Genomic DNA, 22,216 nt, shown 5'->3' with positions numbered 1-22,216 from the left:
TTTTCTCAGGAGTCGCCTGATTCCATCCACATTCTTCCCGTCCCGGCACACAGGATGATGCCCCAACCTGTCCCCTGAACTGGGGATAAGTCGGGGCGTGCCGGTCATATCTGATAATTCGTGAAGTCCTGGTCCATGTCGCCAAAACGGACGATACGGGCGGGGTTGCCCACGGCGGTGGAACGGGGCGGGACATTGCCCAGCACGACAGAAGCGGCTCCGACACGGGCATGGGCACCGATTTCCAGATGGCCCAGTATTTTGGCACCAGCGCCAATCATGCAGCCCTGCCGGATGACAGGATGGCGCTGCCCGCTGTTTTTGCCGGTTCCCCCGAGCGTGACCCCCTGAAAGAGGGAGACGTCATCCTCAATGATGGTGGTTTCCCCGATGACGATACCTGTGCCGTGATCGATTGTGATGCGCTGGCCGATGCGGGCGGCAGGGTGGATGTCGATACCGAATTTCTCGTTCACACGGCTCTGGAAGTGATAGGCCAGTGGTCTGCGGCCAGCCAGCCAGAGATGATGGGCAATACGGTAGGATTGCAGGGCATGAAACCCCTTGAAGAACAGGAACGGCGTAGCAAGGTCCGGGCAGGCGGGGTCCCGCTGGAAGGTCGCCACGATATCCGATGCTGCAGCCCGGACGATGTCGGGACTGGCCTCCAGCGTGGAGGCGACAAGGTGCATCAGGGCGGCTTCCGACATGGCCCGGTCTGTCAGCTTGGCGCTGATCAGTGATGTCAGGGCAGAGGCAAAATCCGCATGGTTGCAGATATTCACTGCAAAAAGCCCCTGGATCAGAGCATCGGAACAGCCGCAGGCCTGCGCCCGCATGGTGGTCCAGAATTCTTCCAGAAATCCGGGCTCTGATGAGGAGTGTGGAAACCTGTCGAGAAAAGTGGCCATAGCTGTTTTCTTATAGCCCCATGGCACGTTGGACAAAACCATGACGCAGGGATGGCAGGCGCTTCAGGGCCATGAGTCCCGCATGGCGAGCATGACGGATGAGGGGCATGTCGGTGCTGAAGAGCCGCTCCATCATGTCGCAGCCTGCCAGCATGGCGAGATTGCCCGGACGGCTGAGACGCTGATAGCGTCTCAGCAGTGCAGGGTCTCCTAGATCCTGTCCCTGCGCATGGGCATCTCCCAGAAGGTCATTCAGGGTGCGGACATCACGGAAGCCGAGATTCATGCCCTGACCCGCCACGGGGTGCAGCCCGTGCGCTGCATCCCCGGCCAGAAGCAGCCGTGTGGCGCAATAGCGATGGGCATATTGCGATGCCAGAGGGTACGTCCAGTGGGTGCCTGCCTGCTCCAGCGCACCAAGGTCTTCCCCACAGAGACGGTCCTGAACCAGCCGGGCAAAGCTGCGGGCATCAAGCCGGGTGAAATGGTCGATGCGCTCGGGCCGGTCTGTCCAGACGATGGCGGAGCGGTGAGGGTGGGCTTCGGTGGCAGGAAGAGGGAGCCGGGCGAAAGGCCCCTGCGGCAGGAAGTTTTCCAGAGCACTGCCGTGATGGGGTTTCTCATGGGCCAGAACGCTGACCAGGGCAACCTTGTGATAGGGAATGCGGGTCAGCCCGATGCCGGCCTGCTCGCGGAGGAGGGAGCGTCGCCCGTCTGCGGCAATGACAAGGGAGGCCGTAACGGTGTCCCCCGTATCCAGGGTGATCCGGGCGCTGTCGGGCGAGAAGGTGAAGCGGCCCGTTGCTGGTGCCCGGACATCCAGCCCCGGCTGGGCCATCAGGGTACGGGCGATGGCTGCCAGAAGGTTGTGGGCTTCCACCATCCAGCCGAAGGGGCGGCCTTCTGGGGCATCATCACCGGTAAGGCTCAGCCCGTCTGCAATGCTGCTGCGGGATGCCGAGGGAATGCGCCCCTGACTATCGGTGACATGGATGGTGGTGATGGGCTGGGGAGACAGGGGCAGGGCCTGCCAGATTCCCGCTTCTTCCAGCAGGGGGCGGACGCCTTCAGCAAGGGCATACGCCCGGCCATCGGGATTCTGCGCCGGGGTGGGAGAGAGGGGAGCCCGCTCCAGAAGGAGGATGCGCAGCCCTTTCTGCGCAAGCAGGCAGGCCAGTGTCGCCCCGATGGGGCCACCACCATTTATGCAGAGGTCGTAATCCGTGCCCATGGCAGATGTTCCTTCCGGCCCGGTGAATGGCAGGATGCTCCCGTCATGGCGGTACTTTCCGTCAAAGGAGCAGGTCTATCGTGTCTAGCCCTATCCTTGCGGAAAAGAAAGTCTTGCAGAAATCGTTATGAAGGTGGCACGATTTTGTCTTCATGCAGCAGAAGAGCCATGGGAGAGGGCCGCAAGGGATGAAACTTGTAACGGCGATCATCAAACCGTTCAAACTGGACGATGTGCGGGAGGCTCTTGCCGAGCTTGGCGTGCATGGCCTGACAGTGACGGAGGTACGGGGCTTTGGGCGCCAGAAAGGCCAGACGGAAATTTACCGTGGGGCGGAATATACGGTCAGCTTCATTGCCAAGATCAGGGTGGAGACAGTCGTGGCGGATGAGCGTGTGCCAGACATCATCCAGGCCATCACGGAGACGGCCCGGACAGGCCGCATCGGTGATGGGAAGATCATGGTTACCAATGTGGAACAGATGGTGCGTATCCGTACTGGGGAAACCGGCGAGGGAGCTCTGTGATGCGTGCGATTGATACGGGTGATACCGCCTGGATGCTGGTCAGCACGGCGCTGGTCCTGTTGATGACCATTCCTGGTCTGGCTCTTTTCTATGCCGGGATGGTGCGGCGCAAAAACGTGTTGTCCACCATGATCCAGTCTTTTGGCATATGCTGTATTGTGAGCATTGTCTGGATGGTGCTGGGCTACAGTCTGGCCTTCACGACGGGCACACCCTGGATTGGTGATCTGTCCCGTTTCTTCCTGGGGGGTGTGGCAGAGCATATCCATCAGGGTGCGGACGGAGCCTTCACGCTGGGCGCCGGGACTTCGGCTGAAACCCCCATGACCATCCCGGAAAGTGTCTATCTGATGTATCAGATGACCTTCGCCATCATCACGCCAGCCCTGCTGACAGGCGCTTTTGCCGGGCGAATCCGCTTTGCGGCACTTTGCGTGTTCACGATCCTCTGGTCCCTGCTGGTCTATTCTCCCATTGCCCATTGGGTCTGGAGTCCGCTGGGCTGGGTGGCTGGTCTTGGTGCCGTGGATTTTGCGGGTGGAACGGTCGTGCATATCAATTCCGGGGTGGCTGGTCTTGTCTGTGCCATCATGATCGGCCGTCGGTATGGGCTGAAGCGGGATGATATGTCCCCGCACAATCTGGCCTATGCCATCATCGGGGCTTCCCTGCTCTGGGTGGGCTGGTTCGGCTTCAATGCCGGGTCGGCACTCGGTGCGAATGGCCGTGCCGGCATGGCCATGCTGACAACGCAGATCGCCGCTGCTGGTGGTGGTGTTGGCTGGATGGTGGTGGAATGGTGGCGGCATGGCAAGCCGACGGCGCTGGGCATCATCTCCGGTGCGGTGGCGGGCCTTGTGGCTGTGACCCCGGCTGCTGGCTATGTGCTGCCCGGTGGGGCTCTGGCCATCGGGCTGATAGCCGGTGGCGTCTGCTTCTACAGCGCTGCCGTGCTGAAGAACAGGCTGGGCTATGATGACAGTCTGGATGCCTTTGGTGTGCATGGTGTTGGTGGCATTGTCGGAGCCCTTCTGACAGGTGTGTTTGCTTATGGGCCGCTTTCAGCGACGGCAGCCAGTCCTGCCGGTGTGAGCGGCGGATGGAGCCAGCTTCTCCGGCAGGCTGAGGCTGTCGGTGTCACGATTGTCTGGTCTGTCGTGCTGACGGCCCTCATTTTCTGGGTTGTGGACAGGCTGATCGGTATGCGTGTCTCTGCCGAGGAGGAGCAGATGGGTCTGGACCTGACCCAGCATGGCGAGCGACTGAACTGAGGCACTGGCAGGGCTGTTTTGTCTCTTGCCGGAGGCAGGGCAGCCCTATAAGGCTGGTAGGCAGTACGGTGAGGCCGGGCTATCCGCCCGGCTGACTGTGGCGTTCTGCCCCTGTGGCTGCGCTATCACGAACGATGAAAAAGGGGTGAGACTATGAAACTGTTGCGTCTGTGCCTGCCCATGGTGGCCTGTTCCGTACTGGGTGTTCAGGGCGCTCTGGCTGCTCCGTCTCCAGCGGGCAAGATGTCTGCGGCGGCCTGTCGTCAGGCTTTCAGTGATGCGAAGAAGGCCGGTACGCTGAATGGTCAGAAGTATGCCGATTTCAAGCTGGACCATTGCACGGGCAGCGCTGCGGCGGCTCAGCCCCAGTCTCCTGCTGCCTCCACGCCGGTCGCTTCTGCCCCGGCTGAGACAGGCAAGCCGGCTGCGCCAGCCGCAGCTGCTCCGGTTGCCAGTGGGAATGTCCTGTTCCCGGCTCGTGTTTCGCCGGAGTTTGCGTCTCTCTCACCGGGTAAGGCGCGTATGAAGACCTGCCTGGCACAGTATAATGCCAATAAAAGCAGCGGGCGTAATGGCAGCCTGAAATGGATCCAGAAGGGTGGCGGTTATTACTCCGAATGCAACACCCGGCTGAAGAGTGCAGCACAGTAAGCTGGTTCTGGTTGTTCCTGATATGGAAAAAGGCCCGCTCTTCCGCAGCGGGCCTTTTCTGTTGCAGGGCATTCTGAATGCCGGTGGGTTCAGGGCAGGACCGGTCCTGCCCAGTGCCACCATGCCTGGGCTATGTCCCTGTCCATCAGATGGTCTGCGGCCCTGATGGCCTGGTCAGCTGTCTCGAACAGGGCGAAACAGGTCGCTCCTGACCCACTCATGCGATGGAACCGCACCTGCGGTAGGGTTGCCAGAGTTTCCAGTACGGTTGCAATGACGGGCGCCTGAGCGATGGCATGGGGTTGGAGGTCGTTTTCCGTCTGCGCCAGAAAGGCGATGAGAGCGTCCAGCGTGGGCCAGCCTGCTTCCGGGAAGGCAAGTGGCGGGCGGGGGGTGATGCCGCCTGTTTCTGCCAGACGTCGGAAAATGCTCGGGGTGGAGACACCGACCCCCGGATTGACCAGAAGCATCCCCATCTCTGGCAGGGGCGGGGCTGCTGTCAGGATGTCACCAATCCCTTCCATGCGTGTGGCTTTTTGTGCCAGACAGACTGGGACATCCGCCCCCAGTGTTGGGGCGACATGGGCGGCCGCTTCCATTGGGAGGCTCCAGTGACGGGTCAGCAGGCGCAGGGCGCAGGCGGCATCGGCAGAGCCCCCGCCAATGCCGGATGCCACCGGTAGCCGTTTTTCCAGCGTGAGGGCAGCGGCGGGCTGTCTGGCTGCTTCCTCCCCCCGGGTCTGGCGCAGGGCCCGGGCGGCCTTCAGGACAAGGTTGTTTTCATCCGCTTCCAGCCCTTTTGCGAAAGGACCCTGTAGCGTGAGGCTGTCTGCCTGACCCTGTGGTCCGGTGGAGAGGTGGAGATGGTCACCCGCTCCAGCAAAGACAGCCAGACTGTCCAGCAGGTGGTATCCGTCTTCACGGCGCCCGGTGACGTGGAGGAACAGATTGATCTTGGCGTGAGCCATATCCTGATGCAGCGCCATGGCAGGGCATCCTTGCAGAAGAGGCCGGGCAAGGCGGGAGACTGATCTGCTCTGGCACCATGTCCGGGGGAGGGGTGTTCATTTCCGATGAGGCTATGTAACAAATTGAAAGCTCAAAGACCATGAGGGGGTGCAGCCGCCCCTTCATCCCGTGGAACTGTAGAGAAGAGATCTCGCTCATCATGGCATCTTTCCCGGCCTGCTCTGCTCAGGATGCTCTTGCTGCCCTCCGTCTGCATCAGGAATGGGGTGTGGATGCTGTCATGGAGGACATGCCGTGGGATGTCTGGGGTGAGAGCCCTGTTCTGCCGGATCGTGTGCGGGCCCGCCAGAAGGCTGCTGCTCCAGTGGAGAAACCTTCCGCGTCCCGTCGTGTTGTCAGGGGGCGGGACGAGGTGTTGGCTGATGTCGCTGCGGCCCGGGATGTTGCCGCCCTGCTGAAGGCCAGCCAGCAGCTGCCGGGCGTTGGCCTGATGCGGACGGCCAAGCATCATCTGGCACCTGTCATCGTGGAGGGAGCCCCATTTCTGCTGGTGGGGGATGTGCCAAATGAGGATGAGGACCGGCATGGAACTCTTTTCGCTGGTCCCATGGGGGCCCTGTTGGACAGGATATTGGCCTCCATAGGGTTGAAGCGGTCCCAGCTTTCCATGGCGCCGGCCATCCCCTGGCGCCCGCCGGGAGGGCAGCGTGCCTCACAGCGTGATGTGGAAGCCTGCCTGCCCATTCTGCACAGGGCAGTGGCACTGGCACGACCTCGCCGGATTGTGACGATGGGCAGTACGCCCGCTGCCATGCTCTTACAGAATACCTCCCGGCTGAGTCAGTTGCGGGGGCGCTGGCATGAGGCTCATGTGCCGGGGCTGGAGGGGGGTGTGCCTCTGTTACCTCTCTGGCACCCGGCCCAGCTGGGGGAAACGGCGGGACGACGGAAGGCGCTGTGGGCTGACATGCTCCTGCTGGATGCGACTCTCTCACAGGAAGCAGCGCAGGCTGCCGATTCGTAGTCGGGAACAGGTGCTGATGCAGGAGGCTGAGGGCCGGAATGGGAGTGAATTTCATAATTTCTTAATTCTATCGCTGACCAGATACAGAAAAAAAGCTAACAGCGTGTAAAATCAGAAGAATATTCTGGATTCCTGGCTAGGGAGCCGTTACTATGAAAGGCACACTGGAATTGTCTGGCTTGACGTCAAGGGTTGCCAGAAAAATAAAAGCGGGTTACGTCCCTCGGCATTATGCGATGGATATTGCCATGTGGGTCTCCCGCAGTGTGGCGTGGTGCCGTTCTCGGTGCTGCCATTCTGGCGGGAAACACTGTTTTTCCGGCGCAGGGGCAGGCTCTTTCTTTTCCGTCCCACGCGCCGGAGTATTCAGACGGTGAGGGCCACGATGCACCACCTTCTTCCATGGCGGGGGTTTCCCTGCCTCATCCTTTGCCGGCCACGGTGGCCGGACACTACAGGGCGCTTTTTGCGGCAGTCCGCTCAGGTGATGCGGCCCGTCTCGGGGAATTGACCCATGGCTCGGGGACGGATGGCACGGCGGGACAGCTCCTGCTGCCGGATTATCTGGCCGAGCGGTACCTGAGTATATATTTCACTCCTTCCGAGTCCGAGCTGGACAGCTGGCTCCGTCGTTATCCGGCTCTTCCTGATGCCCCGCTGCTCAGGCAGAAGCAGGAAGAGCTGCGTCGGGGGGTGTCTGCTGCTGCCCCGTCTGCCGGGTACCGGAATGTTGCGGATATCCAGCAGTCCGACCGGGCTACGCCCTTTTCCCAGACACTGGTCCGCAATGGTTTTCTGGAGCGGGACCTCATGGACAAGGCCTCCTCCGGGGAGGAAGGTGTCCGCAGGGCACTGGCCCAGCTGCGTGTCACACCGGGGATGTCTCCGGCTTATGCCGCTCAGCTGTATGGCGAGATTGCCATGCAGGCTCTGAGCCAGGGTGATACACGGACAGCGCTGCGTGTTGGTTCTGCCGGACTGGAGAAAGGGCAGTACCGGGTTGGGCTTCCTGCTTTTGCAGCTGGCTTGGCTGCCTGGCGGGAGGGCCAGCTTGATGCGGCCTACAGCCTGTTCGAGACGGCGGCCAATGCCGAGCAGACGGATGGTGACGTGCAGGCTGCGGCGTCTTTCTGGGCCGGACGTGTGGCGGAGCGGCACGGCAAGACAGCCCTGTATCGTACATGGCTGCGCCGGACATCCGTGCAGAGTGAGAGTTTCTATGGCCTGCTGGCCGGGCGCCTGCTGCATTCCGAGAAATCACAGGCTGCTGCCGTTTCCGGCGCCCTTTCCACGATCGGGCGGGCTGGTGCGAAGCAGGCATCCCTGAGTGAGGTGGACATTAATGTCGTGGCCTCCATGGGGGAGGGGGAGCATCTTTTCGCCCTGATCCAGCTCGGTGAGCAGGGGCGTGCCGAGATGCTGGCCCGCCAGATGTGGCAGGATGCGCTGGCTGACCCTGTTCGGGCACATTCGCTCCAGCTCGTCGTCAGAAAGGCCGGGATGCGTGCTCTGGCTGACCAGATGGAGCAGGCGCTGGCAAAACTGGATCATAAAGAAGAGTTCAAGGATGCTCTGGGGCCATTGCCCGACCTGCGGCCCCATCATGGTTTCCGTCTGTCGTCGGCGCTCGTTTATGCGGTGGCCCGGATGGAATCCAATTTTGACGCCACGGCATCATCGGCTGCCGGGGCGTACGGGATGATGCAGGTGAGGCCGACGACGGCCAGCTTCGTAAGTGAGCAGTACCACCTGCCTCAGACGGTTGCAGCGGCCTCCAGTGATGATTTCAATCAGGAAATGCAGCGCCGCCTGCGGGAGCCGGGCTATAATCTGGAGGTCGGGCAGCTCTATATGCTTTATCTGGCCCACAGCCTTGCCCAGGGGGAACAGAGTGATGGGGCGTCGCTGCTGAAAGTTCTGGCCTCCTACAATGCGGGACCGCAGGCCATTCTCCGATGGGAAAGCGGCCAGAAGGGTCTTCAGGACCCGCTGATGTTCATAGAGTGCCTGCCCAGCCCGGAAACGCGCCAGTATGTACGCAATGTTCTGACCAATGACTGGGTATATGGCCGCCGTCTCCATGTGGCCACGCCGTCTCTCGTTTCTCTGGCTGATGGCCAGTGGCCGAGCTTCCGTGAGGAGGAGCAGGGGCGTGACTCGCCCAGCTGAGCTCTGATCCGGCATGCCGAGGGGTTCGTTTCACAAAGCCCAGACTGGAGTTTCATGCATGGCAGCATGAGGCTCCAGCTGGGTTTTTCTTTAAAAACCCACCGGAAACTGCCCTTTTTCGTAAAATGGACTTGCCGTAGGCGAGATGATGATGACTGAGATGTGCATGGGTGGCCCGCTTGCCCGGTGAGACGTCTTTCCCTAAAAAAGGCGATGCATGCTTTCCTCGATGAGAGTGGAAAGCGAGCGATGATAATATGATGCCGTGTCTCTCAGGGGGAATTATCCGTCTGTCTGTGGGGTGTCCAGCCGAACAGCGAGTGCTTCAATGTCTCTGAATTCCGTTGTTGAGAGTGTAACGTCCAGAATTATTGAGCGGTCCAAGACGTCCCGCCGTCGTTACCTCACTCTTATGGAGCGTAATCGTGAAAAAGGTGCAGACAGGTCCCGGCTGACCTGTGGCAACCTAGCTCACGCCGTCGCTGCCTCCAGCGCTGCTGACAAGCAGGAGCTGGTGTTTGAGCAGCGTCCCAATCTGGGGATCATTACGACCTATAATGACATGCTCTCCGCACACGAGCCCTATGGCCGTTATCCAGAGCAGATGAAGGTTTTTGCGCGTGAGGTTGGTGCCACGGCTCAGGTTGCTGGTGGGGCTCCGGCCATGTGTGACGGCGTTACGCAGGGGCAGGAGGGGATGGACCTCTCCCTGTTCTCCCGTGATGTGATCGCCCAGTCCACGGCTGTCGGTCTCAGCCATGCCATGTATGATGGTGTTGCTCTGCTTGGCATCTGCGACAAGATCGTGCCGGGCCTGCTGATGGGTGCGCTGCGCTTCGGCCACCTGCCGGGTATGCTGATCCCCTCCGGCCCGATGACCTCCGGCCTGCCGAACAAGGAAAAGGTCCGTGTCCGTCAGCTCTATGTGCAGGGCAAGATCGGCAAGGATGAGCTGATGAAAGCCGAAATGGCTTCCTATCACAGCGAAGGGACCTGTACTTTCTATGGTACGGCCAATACCAACCAGATGATGGCGGAGTTCCTTGGGCTGATGATGCCGGATTCCTCCTTCATTCCGGTTGATACGCCACTGCGTCAGGCCATGACACGTGCCGGTGTGCATCGTCTGGTCGAGATCAGCAACAAGGGCAAGGATCCCCGCCCGATGGCGGAAGTTGTCAATGAGAAGGCCATCGTCAATGCGATTGTCGGCCTGATGGCAACAGGTGGTTCCACGAACCATACCATCCATATCCCGGCCGTGGCCCGTGCTGCTGGCATCATCGTGAACTGGGAAGATTTCTCCGATCTCTCTGCCGTCGTGCCGACACTCTGCAAGGTCTATCCGAGCGGTCCGTCCGATGTGAACAAGTTCAACGAGGTTGGTGGCCTGCCGACGGTCATCGCCGAGCTGTCCGATGCAGGTCTGCTGCACCGTGATGCTCCGACCATCTCCGAAAACGGCCTTGAGGACTACGCCAAGCGTGCCCTGATGGGGAATGACAAGAACGTCGTCTACACGCCGGCCAAGCCTTCCAGCGATCCGGAAATCCTGCGTGGTGCGAAGGAGCCGTTCCACCCGGTGGGGGGCATCCAGCTGCTTCAGGGCAATCTGGGCCGTGGCGTGTACAAGTCCAGCGCCGTGGCAGACAACCTGCTGACCATCGAGGCTCCGGCCCGTGTCTTCCAGTCCCAGACCGCCGTGAAGGAAGCCCAGAAGGCTGGCGAGCTGCATCGTGATGTCGTTGTGGTCGTCATCGGCCAGGGGCCCCGCGGCAACGGGATGCCCGAGCTGCATAACCTGATCCCGTCCCTCGGCGTCGAGCTGGACCAGGGTTTCAAGGTGGCTCTGGTGACGGATGGCCGTCTCTCCGGTGCCAGCGGCAAGGTTCCGGCCGTGGTGCATGTTGGTCCAGAAGCCCAGGTGGGCGGACCGCTCGCCAAGGTGCGTGATGGCGATGTCATCCGTGTCTGTGCCCGCACCGGCAAGCTGGAAGCTCTGGTGGATGAGAAGGAATGGGCCGCCCGCACGCCGACCAAGCCGCACCGTGCGACAGCCGGTACGGGGCGTGAACTGTTCGCCCTCATGCGTGAGGTGGCTCCGTCCGCCGAAGAGGGTGCTTCACCGATGCTGTTCATGATGGATCGTGAACTTGAAGAAATCGGTGACGATGTTGAGAAAGGAACCGAGGTATGAGCTACATCGAGAGACTGGATGCGGTGATGGACCGCAGCCCGATTATGCCTGTTCTGGTGGTTGAGGATGTGGCCAAGGCCCGTCCGATCGCCGAGGCTCTGGTCGCTGGTGGCATCTCCACTCTGGAAGTGACACTGCGTACACCGGCTGCTCTGGATGTCATCTCTGAGATGTCCAAGGTTGAGGGAGCTCTGGTCGGTGCCGGTACGGTGCTGAATACCGAGCAGATGGACAAGGCCATCAAGGCCGGTGCGAAGTTCATCGTCAGTCCCGGCATCACGCCGGCTCTGGCCAAGGGTGCGCTGGAGCGTGACATTCCGTTCCTGCCCGGCACGGCCAATGCCAGCGACATCATGATGGGTCTGGACCTGGGGCTGCGCCGCTTCAAGTTCTTCCCGGCCATGACCAACGGTGGCATCCCGGCCCTCAAGGGTCTGTCCGCCGTGTTTGGCAACCTTGGCGTGCGTTTCTGCCCGACAGGCGGCATCACCGAGGCTACCTACAAGGACTGGCTGGCCCTGCCGACCGTTGGCTGTGTCGGTGGTTCCTGGCTGACAGCTGGCGATGCGTCTCCTGAGGAAGTCGCCAAGCGGACCAAGGCTCTGGGCCTGCGCTAAGACTGGCGCTGCATGAACCGGGGGGAGTTCCCCCGGTCTGAAAGATGGCGGGCTGTACGGCATGGCTGTACCCCGCCATTTTTGTATCTCGCTACAGGAAAGAGTGTGGACGGGGTGCCTGTTGTATTCAGGTAACAGACTGGTCGGATAATCATGAAAAAGTGATCTTTCAGTTAAAATGTATCCCGTTCCCTGATACAACTCTGACCAGTCAGTCAGGAGGGATTGTTGCAGGCTGTTCGTACTCATATGACGTCAATCATCGGCCTGTCCGGTGTGCTGCTGACGGCCATCATGACGACACTGAACGAACAGGTCTCGGCGCAGGGTCTCAATGACATCATGGGCGGGATGGGGCTGAGCCATGATCCGTCCCGCTGGTTTGTCAGTCTCTATACGTCAGCACAGGTCATCGGGGCCGGACTTTCGCCGTGGATGGCCATTACTTTCAGCCTGCGGCGGTGGGCCTTTTTCGTGCTGGGACTGGCGGTGTGCAGCATCGTGCCCACGGCGTTCTGCCAGACGCCGCTCCTGCTTTACATCCTGCGGAGTGTGCAGGGGCTGGCCGGTGGTTTCGCCATCCCGCTGCTCATGTTTTCCATTCTCAAGATACTGCCCTTCAACCTCCGGGCCTATGGCCTGGTGGCCTACACGCTGGTTTCCACCTGTTTCCCCTATCTTGGGACAATGCTTGCCGGATTATGGACGGACCTGCTCAGCTGGCAGTGGATCTTCCTTCAGGCCATTCCGCTGGGAGCATTGGCCGGGCTGCTCATCTGGTACGGGATGCCCGTCATGGAGCCACAGCATCACCGGCTCCAGATTTTCAACGGGTATGGCCTTCTGTTCTTTGCCGTGGCGGCCTGGTGCCTGACGACCGTCCTCTCCCTTGGGGACTGGCTGGACTGGTTCAATTCACCGCTGGTCTGTGTGCTGGGCGCCATCGGGCTGGCAGCCGTGCCACTGCTGATCTGGAATGAATGGAAGCATCCTCTGCCGTTTTTCCGTTTTCAGCTGCTCAGCCGGAACAATTACATTTACGGGGTCGGGGGGATCAGCCTGTTCGTGGTGGTGTCCCTTTCGGCCTCCGCCGTGCCCTTGCAGTTCCTGACGAAGGTTGTGGGGTACCGGCCCGAGCAGAGCTATCTCGTGACGCTGGAAGTCGCCGCCGTGGAGATCGCCATAGCCCCGCTGGTGGGTTACCTGCTCAACCGGCGGGATGTGGATTGCCGGATTGTCGGCTTCTTCGGCATGGTCTGCATGTTCATCGCCTGTTGTGGAGATTCACTGGTCACTTCCGTGTGGCAGAGGCCGGAATTCTATCTCTGGCAGTTTCTTCAGGGGATTGGCGGTGTGATGGTGCTGTCCTCCCTTCTGCTGATGTCCACCAATGCTGTGGTGGCGGAAGAATCGCCCTTTGCCGTGGCTCTGGTGAACATGCCACGGGCCTTCATGATGGTTGGTGGTACATGGCTGATGGAGCTTGTGGGCCGCTGGCGGGGCGGGCTTCATTCGGACAGGCTGGCGGATCATCTGGGGCAGTATCGTTATGCGCTGGTGCAGGGCAGCAGCCCGCTCATCCAGAGTCCGACACCGCTCCTGCCGGACGGACGGCCCCGCTATCGGGGAAGCATGGGGTACCTCAAGGAGCAGTTCCATCATCAGACAGCCGTTCTGACCCTGTCGGACCTGTTCTGCGTTCTGGCCGCCCTGCTGGGGGTATTGATGGTTTTCATCCTGCTTGTCCCCGTGCGGACCTATCCGCCATGGGTCGTGTTCGCTCCCCGTGGAGCAAGGAAATCCCCTGACCATCCGGCAGCTCATCACAAGGAGACAATCAGGGCATGAGGGAAGAGCAGAGACACGGGATGATGGGCATGACAAGGCGGGGGAGATGGGGATGACGCAGAAATCAGACAAACAGGCCGGAGATGCCCGCCCGCAGGCCAGTGTCACCAGAACGGTTCCGAGTGACGGGGCTGCTCTGGCACGGGAAAGACGGCGACGCTGGCCGTTCCTGCTGGCCGGGGGGATCATCCTTGCCTTCATCATCAGCGTGCTGGTCATTGTTTTTGTGCCCGCAGCGCATGTCTGGACGAATGATGCCTACGTGACGGCCCATTACAGCGTCATTGCTCCCCGTGTGCCGGGGCAGGTCGTGTCCGTCCCGGTGGATGACAACCAGACCGTCCATGCCGGGGACATTCTGGTGCAGCTGGACCCACGGGACTATCAGACGGCCCTGGACCAGGCCCGGGCGGTGGAAGCCCATGACCGTGCCCTCGTGATGGATGCCGCTGCCAGCGTGGCCCGCCAGCCCGCCATCATTGCCGAGGCAAAGGCACGGGTGGCCCAGCTTTCCGCCCAGCTCCTGTTCGCACGGCAGAATGCCAGCCGCTATGCCCATCTGGCCCTCAATGGTGCAGGCAGCCGGGAAGAGGGTGAGCGGACCCGGGCCAGTCTGGATGATCTGACGGCGTCCCTTCAGGCAGCGGAGGCCCAGAGGGATGCCGCCGAGGCGCAGCTCCGTGTGCTGGAGGCCCGGCAGGATTCCAGCCGCCGTCAGGTGGACGTGGACCGGGCACGGGTGCATCAGGCCGAGCTGAACCTGTCCTATACGGCCATCCGTGCGCCCTTTGATGGCATGGTCGGGGAGCGCACGGTGCAGAGCGGCAACTATGTGCCTGATGGCGCAGCCCTGATGGTGGTCGTGCCGATGGACCAGCTCTGGATCGAGGCGAACTATCGGGAGCTGGCCCTCCAGCACATGCGCCCCGGCCAGAAGGCCCACATCCATGTGGATGCGTACGACATCGACCTTGATGGTGTTGTGGACAGCGTGCCTCCGGCCTCCGGTGCGGCCTTTGCGCCTCTGGCCCCGGAGAATGCGACCGGCAACTTCACCAAGATCGTCCAGCGTCTGCCCGTCAAGATCACGCTGGTGCCGGGGCAGCCTCTGGCCCGCCTGCTGCGGATGGGTTTCTCTGTCGAGACGACCGTGGATACGGGGCTGAGTTCCGTGGTCAGGGCGCAGACCCGGACGGACCGGGCGGTGACGGACAAATGAGCATGAAGGGTCTGTCTGTCTGCGGTCGGGGGAAAGTGGCCAGATGGGCCATGCTGGGGCTGGTCTCTCTGGGTGGATGTGTGCGGATGGGGCCGGACTATCATACTCCGAAGGAGAACGATCAGCCTGCTGCCTGGCAGAAGGCGGCGGATGTGCGGGAGAGGCGGAGCCGTGGTTTCACCAGTCCGGCCACGGTGGATGTCAGCTGGTGGCAGCAATGGCATGACCCGGTCCTGAACCGGCTTGTGGAGCGGCTCTCCCGGGAGAATCTGGATATCCGGCAGGCCGCCACCCGTGTGCTTCAGGCCCGGGGGCAGCTGAAGGTCGTGGCGGCGGAAGGTGTTCCCAGCCTGAACTGGGCCGGGTCCTATACATGGACACAGCAGAGCCGGAAGGGCTTCCTGACGCTCGCCCAGCCAGCTCCGGGCTCCAACCTGCAATATGAGCAGTATGCCAATATCGGCTCGGCCTCGTGGGACATGGATGTGTTTGGCCGCATCCGTCGCCTTGTGGAAGCCGGAAAGGCCCGTGTGGACGAGCAGCAGGCCTATGCCCGTGGCATTGCGCTGGCCCGTCTGGCCGATTTCGTGGAGGCCTATCTGCGCCTGCGGGCGGTTCAGGCCCAGATAGGCCTGACAGAACGGCATCAGGCCCTCGTGCGGCATGATCTGGCCCTCGTGCTGGCCCGCCAGAAGGAGGGGGCAGCCAATGATCTGGAAGTGGCGCAGGCCCGTGGGCAGGTGGAGCAGACAGACAGTGCCCTGCCGCCCCTGCGGGACATGCAGGCCGCCCTGATCAACACGATGGGGGTCATGCTGGACCTTCCGCCCCGTGCGCTGGAGGAGGACCTTCTGCCGGTCCAGCCCCAGCTGGATGTGCCCGTTTCTGTCGGGGTGGATGTGCCCTCCAGTCTGGCGCAGCGCAGGCCGGACATCATGGTGGCGGATGCCCGCCTCCATGCGGCCACGGCGGAGGTCGGGGCAGCGAAGGCGGCCTTCTATCCGGATATCAATCTGGCGGGCAATCTGGGGACGCAGAGCCTTTCGGCCGGGGACTTCTTCATGCCTGCGGCCAAGTATTTCACGCTTGGCCCGACCGTGAACGTGCCGATCTTTGAGGGGGGGCGCCTGCGGGGCACGCTGTCCCTGAAGAAGGCCGAGCAGCAGGAAGCTGCTCTGGCGTATCGGCAGACGGTCCTGAATGCGTGGCGGGATGTGGATGATGCCATCACGAGGCTGGCCCAGATTCAGCTCCGCTATCAGCATGTCACGGAACTTGTGGCGCAGAACCGGAAGGCTTACCGGGCTGCCCGCCTGCAATATGAGGATGGGGCCGTACCTTTTCTGGAAGTGGACCGGGCGGAGTCCATGTTGCTCTCCAGTCAGGTGACGTTGGCGGATCTGCGGATGGAGACGACACTGGCCGCTGTCAGTCTTTATCGGGCACTGGGTGGGGGCTGGCAGCCCGTGCTGGCTGCCACCGAGCAGCGCATGACGGCAGAGGCTGGAGGAAGGAGCGGGGAAAGATCGGTCCGGTAGGGCTGGGGAGACAGAAACGTGGCTTTTTTGCGAGGTCGTGATGTGAATCTGTCTTGCACAGCCGGAAGGTGAGGGATATGCCACAAGCATGACTGATACACGCTTTTCTCCCCGTCGTGCCCTTCTGTCCGTTTCCGACAAGACAGGGCTGGTTGATCTGGCCCGTGCCCTCGTGGCCCGGAATGTTGAAATCCTCTCCACGGGTGGATCGGCCCGCACGCTGCGTGAGGCTGGCCTGCCGGTGAAGGAAGTCTCCGAGCATACGGGCTTCCCCGAGATTCTGGATGGCCGGGTCAAGACGCTGGTACCGTGGATTCATGGCGGTATCCTTGGGCGGCGGGACAAGGAAGAGCATAAGGCGCAGATGCAGGAACATGGCATTGCGCCGATCGATCTGGTCTGCGTCAATCTGTATCCTTTTGCGGCCACGGTGGCATCCGGTGCGGATGCAGAGCAGTGCGTGGAGAATATCGATATTGGTGGTCCGGCCATGGTGCGGGCTGCCGCCAAGAATTTTGCCTCCGTGGCCATCCTGACAAGCCCGGCCCAGTATGCGGGCTTTCTGGCGGCTCTGGAGCAGGGCGGCACGACGCTGGCCGAACGCCGGGGCTGGGCCGCTGCGGCCTACACCCATACGGCAGCCTATGATGGCATGATCTCCGCCTGGTTTACCCGCCAGGGTGATGAAGAGGGCAAGGTCGCCCTGCCGCCGGTCCTGACACTCTCCGGCCAGCGTGACGAGCTGCTGCGCTATGGTGAGAATCCCCATCAGGCAGCGGCCTTCTATCGGGATGGCAGTGCCCGGCCCGGTCTGGCCACGGCAAAGCAGATTCAGGGCAAGGCTCTGAGCTACAACAACCTGAATGACACGGATGCTGCCTTCGAGGCTGTGGCCGAGTTTGACGAGCCGACGGTGGTGATCGTCAAACATGCCAATCCGTGTGGTGTGGCTTCTGCCGCCACGCTGGTTGAGGCATGGAAGGCTGCGCTGCGCTGCGATCCGGTTTCAGCCTTTGGTGGAATCGTGGCCCTGAACCGCACGCTGGATGAGGCTACGGCGGAGCAGATCAGTGCGATCTTTACCGAGGTGATCGTGGCTCCTGATGCTGATGAGGGGGCGAAAGCCATTCTGGCGAAGAAGAAGAACCTGCGCCTGCTGCTGACTGGTGGTGTGCCGGATGCACAGGCTCCGGGCCTGTCCTTCCGGTCCGTTTCTGGCGGGTTCCTTGCCCAGAGCCGGGATAACGGGCATGTCACGGAGGACATGCTGAAGGTCGTGACCAAACGCAAGCCGACAGCGCAGGAAATGGCGGATCTTCTCTTCTCCTTCCGTGTTGCCAAACATGTGAAATCCAACGCCGTGATCTATGTGAAGAATCAGGCTACGGTGGGTATCGGTGCCGGGCAGATGTCCCGTGTGGACAGTGCCCGGATCGCCGCCCGCAAGAGTGAGGATGCCGCACATGCAGCCGGGGAGTCCGAGGCTCTGACAAAAGGGTCCGTTGCTGCTTCCGATGCGTTCTTCCCCTTTGCGGACGGGCTGGAGAGTGTGGTTGCCGCAGGGGCCACGGCTGTCATCCAGCCCGGCGGGTCCATCCGGGACCAGGAAGTGATTGACGCAGCCGATGCTGCCGGGATTGCCATGGTCTTCACGGGGATGCGCCACTTCAGACATTGAGGTTCCATGATGATCACCCGATTTTCTGCTCTTTTCGTCCTGATGGGGAGCCTGCTGGGCGGGCTTCCTGTGGTGGCTCAGGCAGCCGACTGCCAGTATGACGTGAAGCCCGTTCCGGTCTTCACCGGTACGGTCAGTCGCATTACGGGTGATGGGGTCCTGTTCGCTGATGGGCGGGATGTTGTCATGCCGGAATCCCTGCTGCCGTTCGTGCGTCTGGCCAATGAGGTGAAGGTGCACGGGCTGGTCAGCCTCGATGGGCGGAAAATCTGGGTACTGGCACTGTACGACAAGGACAGGCTGGTCTGTCCTTCGGTCCTGGATGTCCGCAAAGGGGCCTACCCCGGTTCAGCTGCCTATGATGTGATCGAGCATCAGGGTGGCGGGTCTCCCTGAGCCGTTCCATGAACATTGCCTTTGTTGCTGCTTCCACCGAGGCTGCACAGGAAGCCTTGGAGCGTTTTACTGAGCGTTATGGCAATGTCCCGCTGGACCAGGCCGAGGTTCTGGTGTGTCTGGGGGGGGATGGCTTCATGCTGGAGACGCTGCTGCATATCTGTGGCAGTGATATTCCTGTCTTTGGCATGAATTATGGGACAATCGGTTTCCTCATGAACAGCCCGGCGGAGGATCACCTGCCCCAGCGGCTGGCTTATGCCCAGCATACGGAGATTGCTCCCCTGCACATGTGGGCCCGGACAAAGTCTGGCGAGCTGCATGAAGGTGTTGGTTTCAATGACGTGTTTCTGTATCGGGAGACCCGTCAGACGGTTCATATAGGCATTGAGATTGATGGCCGGGTGCGGATGTCCCGTCTGATCTGTGATGGCATCATTCTGGCTACGCCGGCTGGTTCAACAGCGTATAACCGGTCGGCCCATGGGCCCATCATTCCCCTGGGGGCGGAGCTGCTGTCTCTCACGCCCATTTCTCCGTTCCAGCCCCGGCACTGGCGGGGGGCTCTCCTGCCTGCAGGCGTGACAGTCCGTTTTACGCTTTATGACACGGACAAGCGTCCCGCTTCGGCTGTGGCCGGGCCTGAGGAGATCCGTGACGTGAGTGAGGTCATCGTCAGGCTGGACGATGAAAAGAAGGTGACGCTTCTTTTCGATCCTGATCACAGCCTGTCCGAACGGATCATTGCGGAACAGTTTGCTGAATAAATCATTACTTTTTAAATACCAGTGGAGCAATTTTCTGTCTGGGGAGGAATTCTGACAGAAATGTTCCTTTATGTCTGATCGAATTCATTTTAATGTTTTGGCCAATCAGTAAAAATGGAGACATGAGATGCGCGGGACGATCCTGAACTATGATATACGCAATGGTGAGGGCATCATTAGCGGGAACGATGAAAAACGTTACTCTTTCAAGGGGGCCAGCTTCGGCTCTGAAGGTGCCTTCCTGAAGAATGGTGCAGTTGTCGATTTTGATGTGCAGGGTGATGAGGCCCTGTCCATTTTCATCGTGCCCGGGTCTGGCCAGACGCCAGCAGGAAATCTCTTTGAAGAGGTGGGTGGCAAGTCCAAAACGGCTGCCGGGATTCTGGCCCTCTTTCTGGGTGGGCTGGGCATCCACAAATTTTATCTGGGATACACCCGGGCAGGTCTGATCATGCTGCTGGTGTCGGTTCTGGGGTGTATTCTGGTGCTCCCTCCCGTCATCATCGGGTTGATCGCCTTCATCGAGGGAGTGATTTACCTGACAAAATCTGATGAAGATTTTTATCGGATCTATGTACAGAACCGCAAGGAATGGTTCTGAGCCTGCCTGCTCCAGCAGGGTGAATTTTGCAGCCCGGGTACCCGTCTGACGGGGCCCGGGCTGTAATGTTTCGTAGGGGTCAGCAGGCTGGTGTAAGCAGGGGTTTCCCGCTGAAGTGAGCCAGCAGGTTGTCGATGATGTTCTGCCCCATGGCCAGCCGTGTCTCGATGGTGGCGGAGGCCTGATGGGGCTGGAGCACGACATTGTCCAGCGTGGAAAAAGCCGGATTGATGGTCGGTTCATTCTGGAAGACATCCAGCCCCGCCCCGGCGATCGTCCTGTTCTTCAGGGCGGCCAGCAGGGCTTCTTCGTCAATCACGCTGCCCCGGGCTGTGTTGATCAACACACCATCCTTGCCAAGTGCTGCCAGTATGTCGGCATTGACGATATGTTTTGTGGCAGTAGTGGCAGGAAGGGTAATGACGAGCACATCCGCCCATGCGGCCAGTTTTTCAAGGCTGGGTTCAAAAGTCAGAGGGCTGCCTTCACGGGGGTGGGGGTTGAAGTAGGCGACCTCCATGTTGCTGGCCTGTGCCCGCCGGGCTACGGCCTGACCGATGCGACCGAAACCGGCGATTCCCAGTTTCCGACCATTGAGAGAATGAGCCAGAGGGGGCAGTTTCCCAGCCGCCCAGCTGCCATTCAGCAGGAACTGCTCATTGCTTCTGAGATTGCGCTTCAGGGCCAGCAGGAGGAGCATGGCCATGTCGGCCACGTCATTGGTGGAAATGTCCGTGGTGACGGTAACCCGGATATGCCGCCTCCTGGCTTCTGCAAGGTCAATCCTGTCCAGCCCGACGCCATTGACGGCGATGATCTCCAGATGGGGGAGGGCGGCCATGACCTCCGGTGCCACACCATAGGACCCGCCCGTGGCAATGGCCCGGATTTCCGGTGCGATTTTTTCTAGCTCATCCATGGTGCTGAAGTGATGGATGACGAAATGTTCCCCCAGCGTTGCCAGTGTGGGTTCCGGGAGCGGTTCCAGCAGGAGAAGATGCTGCTGTGTCTTTGGTGTTGCCGTCATGATGCGCACTTTCAAGAGGTGGGGAGCAGGCGGGGATCAGGTCCAACCTGACCGCTGCCTAGCAGGTGGAAGGTCTGTCCAGAAAGCGGGCAGCCAGAGCCTTGCAGCCCGCTTCAACATCCCGCCACGTAGTTTCAAAGCCTTCTTCAGGACCGTAATAGGGGTCGACCACATCATCCCCCCGCCGGCCGGAAACATGGTCCAGCAGAAGGCTGACATGGGCCTTGCTACCAGCAGGCTGAAGCTTTTTCAGGGCAGCAAGGTGGGACCGGTCCAGTGCGATGATATGGTCGAAGCGGTCAAAATCCACGGTCCTGACCTGGCGGGCCCGGAGCTGGTTGCCATCCAGACCATGGCGCCGTGCCGTGGCACGGGCACGGGGGTCAGGCCGGTCGCCTTCATGCCAGTTTCCCGTGCCAGCGGAATCAATGTCGACCATCAGGCCGCGCTGTTCCGCCTCTCGGCGCATGGCCAGCTCTGCCAGAGGAGAACGGCAGATATTGCCGGTGCAGACAAAAAGAAATGAAGGAAAGGAGGATGAATCTGTCATGCGTTTGTCAGCCATATGAAGAATGCCAGAGTCAATATGGAGCTGATCGTACCGAAAAAAAGGACCGAGGCGATTTCACGCTCCATCATGTGATAGCGCATGGCGAGAATGACATTCATGGCAGCGCTGGGCATGGCCATGGCGAGGACACCTTCCTGCAAGGTCAGAGAGGGAAGGCGCCAGACAAAGGCCAGCATGCAGACACCAAGAGGGATAAGGACATTTCGGCCCAGCACCATGAGTCCTACAGGCAGGCTGAAGCGGACCTGCCGGGCGCAGAGGACAACCCCGGAGGCAAACAGCGCCGTGCCGCCCGTGGCGTGTCCCAGCAGCTGGAGTGAACTTTTGAGGGGGAGGGGCAGGTGAATATTGGCCAGAACCATCAGGAAGGCCAGCATCGGCGCCCAGACGACGGGTTCCCGGCAGGAATGGAGCAGATGGCCCCCCAGCTCTCGTAGCGTGGTCTGCCATGTGGGGTTTGTTTCGGCATCCTGTTGCTGCCGTTGTTGGCGCTGCTGGTCGTGATTCATCAGGATCAGTGTCAGCGGAATCTGGCAGAGATTCATGATGAGCGAAGCGACGGAAATGGGAACGGCGCTGGTTGGGCCAAAAAGCTGCCCAAGAACAGGAATCCCGATGAAGGGAACAGAAGGGCCTGTCACGGTCATGGTGATCAGGGCTGCTTCTCCCTGTCGGCGTCCCAGCCCCCAGCGCAGGATGGCAAAGAGGACGACATACACGCCCAGCATGGCAACAAGGATCAGCGCAGCCAGCGGGCCCGCAGAGAGGACCCGCTCCCGTGGAGTGCTGAGAATGGAGGCCAAGAGGGCCAGCGGCAGGGCATAAAGCATGACCAGGCGGATGAGGACACCCGCCTGATGGGAATCAAAATCCCGCCGCCATGCTGCCAGATACCCCAGCCCGAGCGTGACCAGTATGGGCAGGATGGCTTCTATGATTGTCAGGAAAAGGCCTGTTGTCATGGGCTGCCATCAGTCCTGCGTTGGAAAGCGATGAAACAGCCT

At 60.9% G+C, this 22,216-nt stretch carries 20 protein-coding genes; 14 read left to right on the top strand and 6 right to left on the bottom strand.

Annotation, left to right across the window (positions count from 1 at the left end; genetic code table 11):
- Nucleotides 1–104 precede the first annotated feature (104 nt).
- Both cysE and GM608_RS06570 read right to left on the bottom strand, forming a co-directional pair.
- Nucleotides 105–839, bottom strand: a complete 735-nt coding sequence (gene cysE / locus GM608_RS06575) for a serine O-acetyltransferase (protein ID WP_227449693.1) — start codon at nucleotides 837–839, stop codon at nucleotides 105–107.
- An 82-nt stretch (nucleotides 840–921) separates the two neighbouring features.
- Nucleotides 922–2,142 carry an FAD-dependent monooxygenase gene (locus GM608_RS06570; RefSeq protein WP_043558262.1) on the bottom strand — a complete coding sequence of 407 codons (1,221 nt, stop codon included), beginning with the start codon at nucleotides 2,140–2,142 and terminating at the stop codon, nucleotides 922–924.
- Between the two features lie 188 nt (nucleotides 2,143–2,330).
- Here GM608_RS06570 and GM608_RS06565 point away from each other — a divergent pair, with 188 nt between their 5' ends.
- The 3 genes from GM608_RS06565 to GM608_RS06555 all read left to right on the top strand — a co-directional run bounded on the left by GM608_RS06565 (nucleotide 2,331) and on the right by GM608_RS06555 (nucleotide 4,591).
- On the top strand, nucleotides 2,331–2,669 hold the full coding sequence (locus GM608_RS06565; protein WP_043558265.1) for a P-II family nitrogen regulator: 339 nt from the start codon (nucleotides 2,331–2,333) through the stop codon (nucleotides 2,667–2,669).
- Complete coding sequence (locus GM608_RS06560) at nucleotides 2,669–3,940, top strand: ammonium transporter (RefSeq protein ID WP_043558267.1); 1,272 nt, start codon at nucleotides 2,669–2,671, stop codon at nucleotides 3,938–3,940. Before GM608_RS06565 ends, GM608_RS06560 begins: the two co-directional genes overlap by 1 nt.
- A 153-nt stretch (nucleotides 3,941–4,093) precedes the next feature.
- Nucleotides 4,094–4,591, top strand: a complete 498-nt coding sequence (locus tag GM608_RS06555) for a hypothetical protein (protein WP_227656506.1) — start codon at nucleotides 4,094–4,096, stop codon at nucleotides 4,589–4,591.
- An 89-nt stretch (nucleotides 4,592–4,680) separates the two neighbouring features.
- Here the strand turns inward: GM608_RS06555 and GM608_RS06550 are convergent, their stop codons facing one another.
- Nucleotides 4,681–5,577, bottom strand: coding sequence for a 4-(cytidine 5'-diphospho)-2-C-methyl-D-erythritol kinase (locus GM608_RS06550; protein WP_103765232.1), 897 nt, complete (start codon nucleotides 5,575–5,577; stop codon nucleotides 4,681–4,683).
- A 122-nt stretch (nucleotides 5,578–5,699) separates the two neighbouring features.
- On the opposite strand from GM608_RS06550, the gene GM608_RS06545 reads away from it, so the two are divergent.
- From GM608_RS06545 to GM608_RS06495, 11 genes are all read left to right on the top strand, one after another.
- Nucleotides 5,700–6,584 carry a uracil-DNA glycosylase gene (locus tag GM608_RS06545; protein ID WP_333645262.1) on the top strand — a complete coding sequence of 295 codons (885 nt, stop codon included), beginning with the start codon at nucleotides 5,700–5,702 and terminating at the stop codon, nucleotides 6,582–6,584.
- 402 nt (nucleotides 6,585–6,986) lie between these two features.
- Nucleotides 6,987–8,753, top strand: coding sequence for a transglycosylase SLT domain-containing protein (locus tag GM608_RS06540; protein WP_249103278.1), 1,767 nt, complete (start codon nucleotides 6,987–6,989; stop codon nucleotides 8,751–8,753).
- Between the two features lie 328 nt (nucleotides 8,754–9,081).
- Complete coding sequence (gene edd / locus GM608_RS06535; protein WP_043558274.1) at nucleotides 9,082–10,950, top strand: phosphogluconate dehydratase; 1,869 nt, start codon at nucleotides 9,082–9,084, stop codon at nucleotides 10,948–10,950.
- The gene (eda, locus tag GM608_RS06530; RefSeq protein ID WP_043558277.1) at nucleotides 10,947–11,567 is read left to right on the top strand and encodes a bifunctional 4-hydroxy-2-oxoglutarate aldolase/2-dehydro-3-deoxy-phosphogluconate aldolase; all 621 of its coding nucleotides are present in this window, start codon (nucleotides 10,947–10,949) and stop codon (nucleotides 11,565–11,567) included. Before edd ends, eda begins: the two co-directional genes overlap by 4 nt.
- Nucleotides 11,568–11,816: 249 nt before the next feature.
- The gene (locus GM608_RS06525) at nucleotides 11,817–13,415 is read left to right on the top strand and encodes an MFS transporter (protein ID WP_081562705.1); all 1,599 of its coding nucleotides are present in this window, start codon (nucleotides 11,817–11,819) and stop codon (nucleotides 13,413–13,415) included.
- A gap of 52 nt (nucleotides 13,416–13,467) precedes the next feature.
- Nucleotides 13,468–14,634 carry an HlyD family secretion protein gene (locus tag GM608_RS06520; protein WP_081562703.1) on the top strand — a complete coding sequence of 389 codons (1,167 nt, stop codon included), beginning with the start codon at nucleotides 13,468–13,470 and terminating at the stop codon, nucleotides 14,632–14,634.
- Nucleotides 14,635–14,636: 2 nt separating this feature from the next.
- The gene (locus GM608_RS06515) at nucleotides 14,637–16,172 is read left to right on the top strand and encodes an efflux transporter outer membrane subunit (RefSeq protein WP_227449677.1); all 1,536 of its coding nucleotides are present in this window, start codon (nucleotides 14,637–14,639) and stop codon (nucleotides 16,170–16,172) included.
- 88 nt (nucleotides 16,173–16,260) lie between these two features.
- Nucleotides 16,261–17,850, top strand: a complete 1,590-nt coding sequence (gene purH, locus GM608_RS06510; protein WP_333645261.1) for a bifunctional phosphoribosylaminoimidazolecarboxamide formyltransferase/IMP cyclohydrolase — start codon at nucleotides 16,261–16,263, stop codon at nucleotides 17,848–17,850.
- Between the two features lie 6 nt (nucleotides 17,851–17,856).
- Nucleotides 17,857–18,246 (top strand): hypothetical protein, encoded by a 390-nt coding sequence (locus GM608_RS06505; protein WP_081562697.1) that lies wholly within the window; start codon nucleotides 17,857–17,859, stop codon nucleotides 18,244–18,246.
- An 8-nt stretch (nucleotides 18,247–18,254) separates the two neighbouring features.
- On the top strand, nucleotides 18,255–19,013 hold the full coding sequence (locus tag GM608_RS06500) for an NAD kinase (protein WP_043558284.1): 759 nt from the start codon (nucleotides 18,255–18,257) through the stop codon (nucleotides 19,011–19,013).
- Nucleotides 19,014–19,140: 127 nt separating this feature from the next.
- Entirely contained in the window at nucleotides 19,141–19,614 is a 474-nt protein-coding gene (locus GM608_RS06495; protein ID WP_043558287.1) for a TM2 domain-containing protein, read from the top strand.
- A 79-nt stretch (nucleotides 19,615–19,693) separates the two neighbouring features.
- Here the strand turns inward: GM608_RS06495 and GM608_RS06490 are convergent, their stop codons facing one another.
- Genes GM608_RS06490 through GM608_RS06480 form a run of 3 tightly spaced genes read right to left on the bottom strand, consistent with a single transcriptional unit; the run spans nucleotide 19,694 to nucleotide 22,174 of the window.
- On the bottom strand, nucleotides 19,694–20,641 hold the full coding sequence (locus tag GM608_RS06490) for a 2-hydroxyacid dehydrogenase (protein ID WP_333645259.1): 948 nt from the start codon (nucleotides 20,639–20,641) through the stop codon (nucleotides 19,694–19,696).
- A gap of 58 nt (nucleotides 20,642–20,699) precedes the next feature.
- Nucleotides 20,700–21,191 (bottom strand): low molecular weight protein-tyrosine-phosphatase, encoded by a 492-nt coding sequence (locus GM608_RS06485; RefSeq protein WP_043558581.1) that lies wholly within the window; start codon nucleotides 21,189–21,191, stop codon nucleotides 20,700–20,702.
- Entirely contained in the window at nucleotides 21,188–22,174 is a 987-nt protein-coding gene (locus GM608_RS06480; protein WP_333645258.1) for an AEC family transporter, read from the bottom strand. The genes GM608_RS06485 and GM608_RS06480 overlap by 4 nt, the downstream gene beginning before the upstream one ends.
- Nucleotides 22,175–22,216: the final 42 nt, after the last annotated feature.

It is taken from the genome of Bombella sp. ESL0380 (genome assembly GCF_009725805.1).
GTDB classification, from domain to species: Bacteria; Pseudomonadota; Alphaproteobacteria; order Acetobacterales; family Acetobacteraceae; genus Bombella; species Bombella apis.
This window is presented reverse-complemented; position numbering and strand designations above follow the sequence as displayed.

Bases quoted from the DNA above. Each gene is read 5' to 3' on its own strand.
- cysE (WP_227449693.1), bottom strand. From the start codon at position 839: ATGCGGGCGCAGGCCTGCGGCTGTTCCGATGCTCTGATCCAGGGGCTT.
- GM608_RS06570 (WP_043558262.1), bottom strand. From the start codon at position 2,142: ATGGGCACGGATTACGACCTCTGCATAAATGGTGGTGGCCCCATCGGG.
- GM608_RS06565 (WP_043558265.1), top strand. From the start codon at position 2,331: ATGAAACTTGTAACGGCGATCATCAAACCGTTCAAACTGGACGATGTG.
- GM608_RS06560 (WP_043558267.1), top strand. From the start codon at position 2,669: ATGCGTGCGATTGATACGGGTGATACCGCCTGGATGCTGGTCAGCACG.
- GM608_RS06555 (WP_227656506.1), top strand. From the start codon at position 4,094: ATGAAACTGTTGCGTCTGTGCCTGCCCATGGTGGCCTGTTCCGTACTG.
- GM608_RS06550 (WP_103765232.1), bottom strand. From the start codon at position 5,577: ATGGCGCTGCATCAGGATATGGCTCACGCCAAGATCAATCTGTTCCTC.
- GM608_RS06545 (WP_333645262.1), top strand. From the start codon at position 5,700: ATGAGGGGGTGCAGCCGCCCCTTCATCCCGTGGAACTGTAGAGAAGAG.
- GM608_RS06540 (WP_249103278.1), top strand. From the start codon at position 6,987: ATGGCGGGGGTTTCCCTGCCTCATCCTTTGCCGGCCACGGTGGCCGGA.
- edd (WP_043558274.1), top strand. From the start codon at position 9,082: ATGTCTCTGAATTCCGTTGTTGAGAGTGTAACGTCCAGAATTATTGAG.
- eda (WP_043558277.1), top strand. From the start codon at position 10,947: ATGAGCTACATCGAGAGACTGGATGCGGTGATGGACCGCAGCCCGATT.
- GM608_RS06525 (WP_081562705.1), top strand. From the start codon at position 11,817: ATGACGTCAATCATCGGCCTGTCCGGTGTGCTGCTGACGGCCATCATG.
- GM608_RS06520 (WP_081562703.1), top strand. From the start codon at position 13,468: ATGACGCAGAAATCAGACAAACAGGCCGGAGATGCCCGCCCGCAGGCC.
- GM608_RS06515 (WP_227449677.1), top strand. From the start codon at position 14,637: ATGAAGGGTCTGTCTGTCTGCGGTCGGGGGAAAGTGGCCAGATGGGCC.
- purH (WP_333645261.1), top strand. From the start codon at position 16,261: ATGACTGATACACGCTTTTCTCCCCGTCGTGCCCTTCTGTCCGTTTCC.
- GM608_RS06505 (WP_081562697.1), top strand. From the start codon at position 17,857: ATGATGATCACCCGATTTTCTGCTCTTTTCGTCCTGATGGGGAGCCTG.
- GM608_RS06500 (WP_043558284.1), top strand. From the start codon at position 18,255: ATGAACATTGCCTTTGTTGCTGCTTCCACCGAGGCTGCACAGGAAGCC.
- GM608_RS06495 (WP_043558287.1), top strand. From the start codon at position 19,141: ATGCGCGGGACGATCCTGAACTATGATATACGCAATGGTGAGGGCATC.
- GM608_RS06490 (WP_333645259.1), bottom strand. From the start codon at position 20,641: ATGACGGCAACACCAAAGACACAGCAGCATCTTCTCCTGCTGGAACCG.
- GM608_RS06485 (WP_043558581.1), bottom strand. From the start codon at position 21,191: ATGACAGATTCATCCTCCTTTCCTTCATTTCTTTTTGTCTGCACCGGC.
- GM608_RS06480 (WP_333645258.1), bottom strand. From the start codon at position 22,174: ATGACAACAGGCCTTTTCCTGACAATCATAGAAGCCATCCTGCCCATA.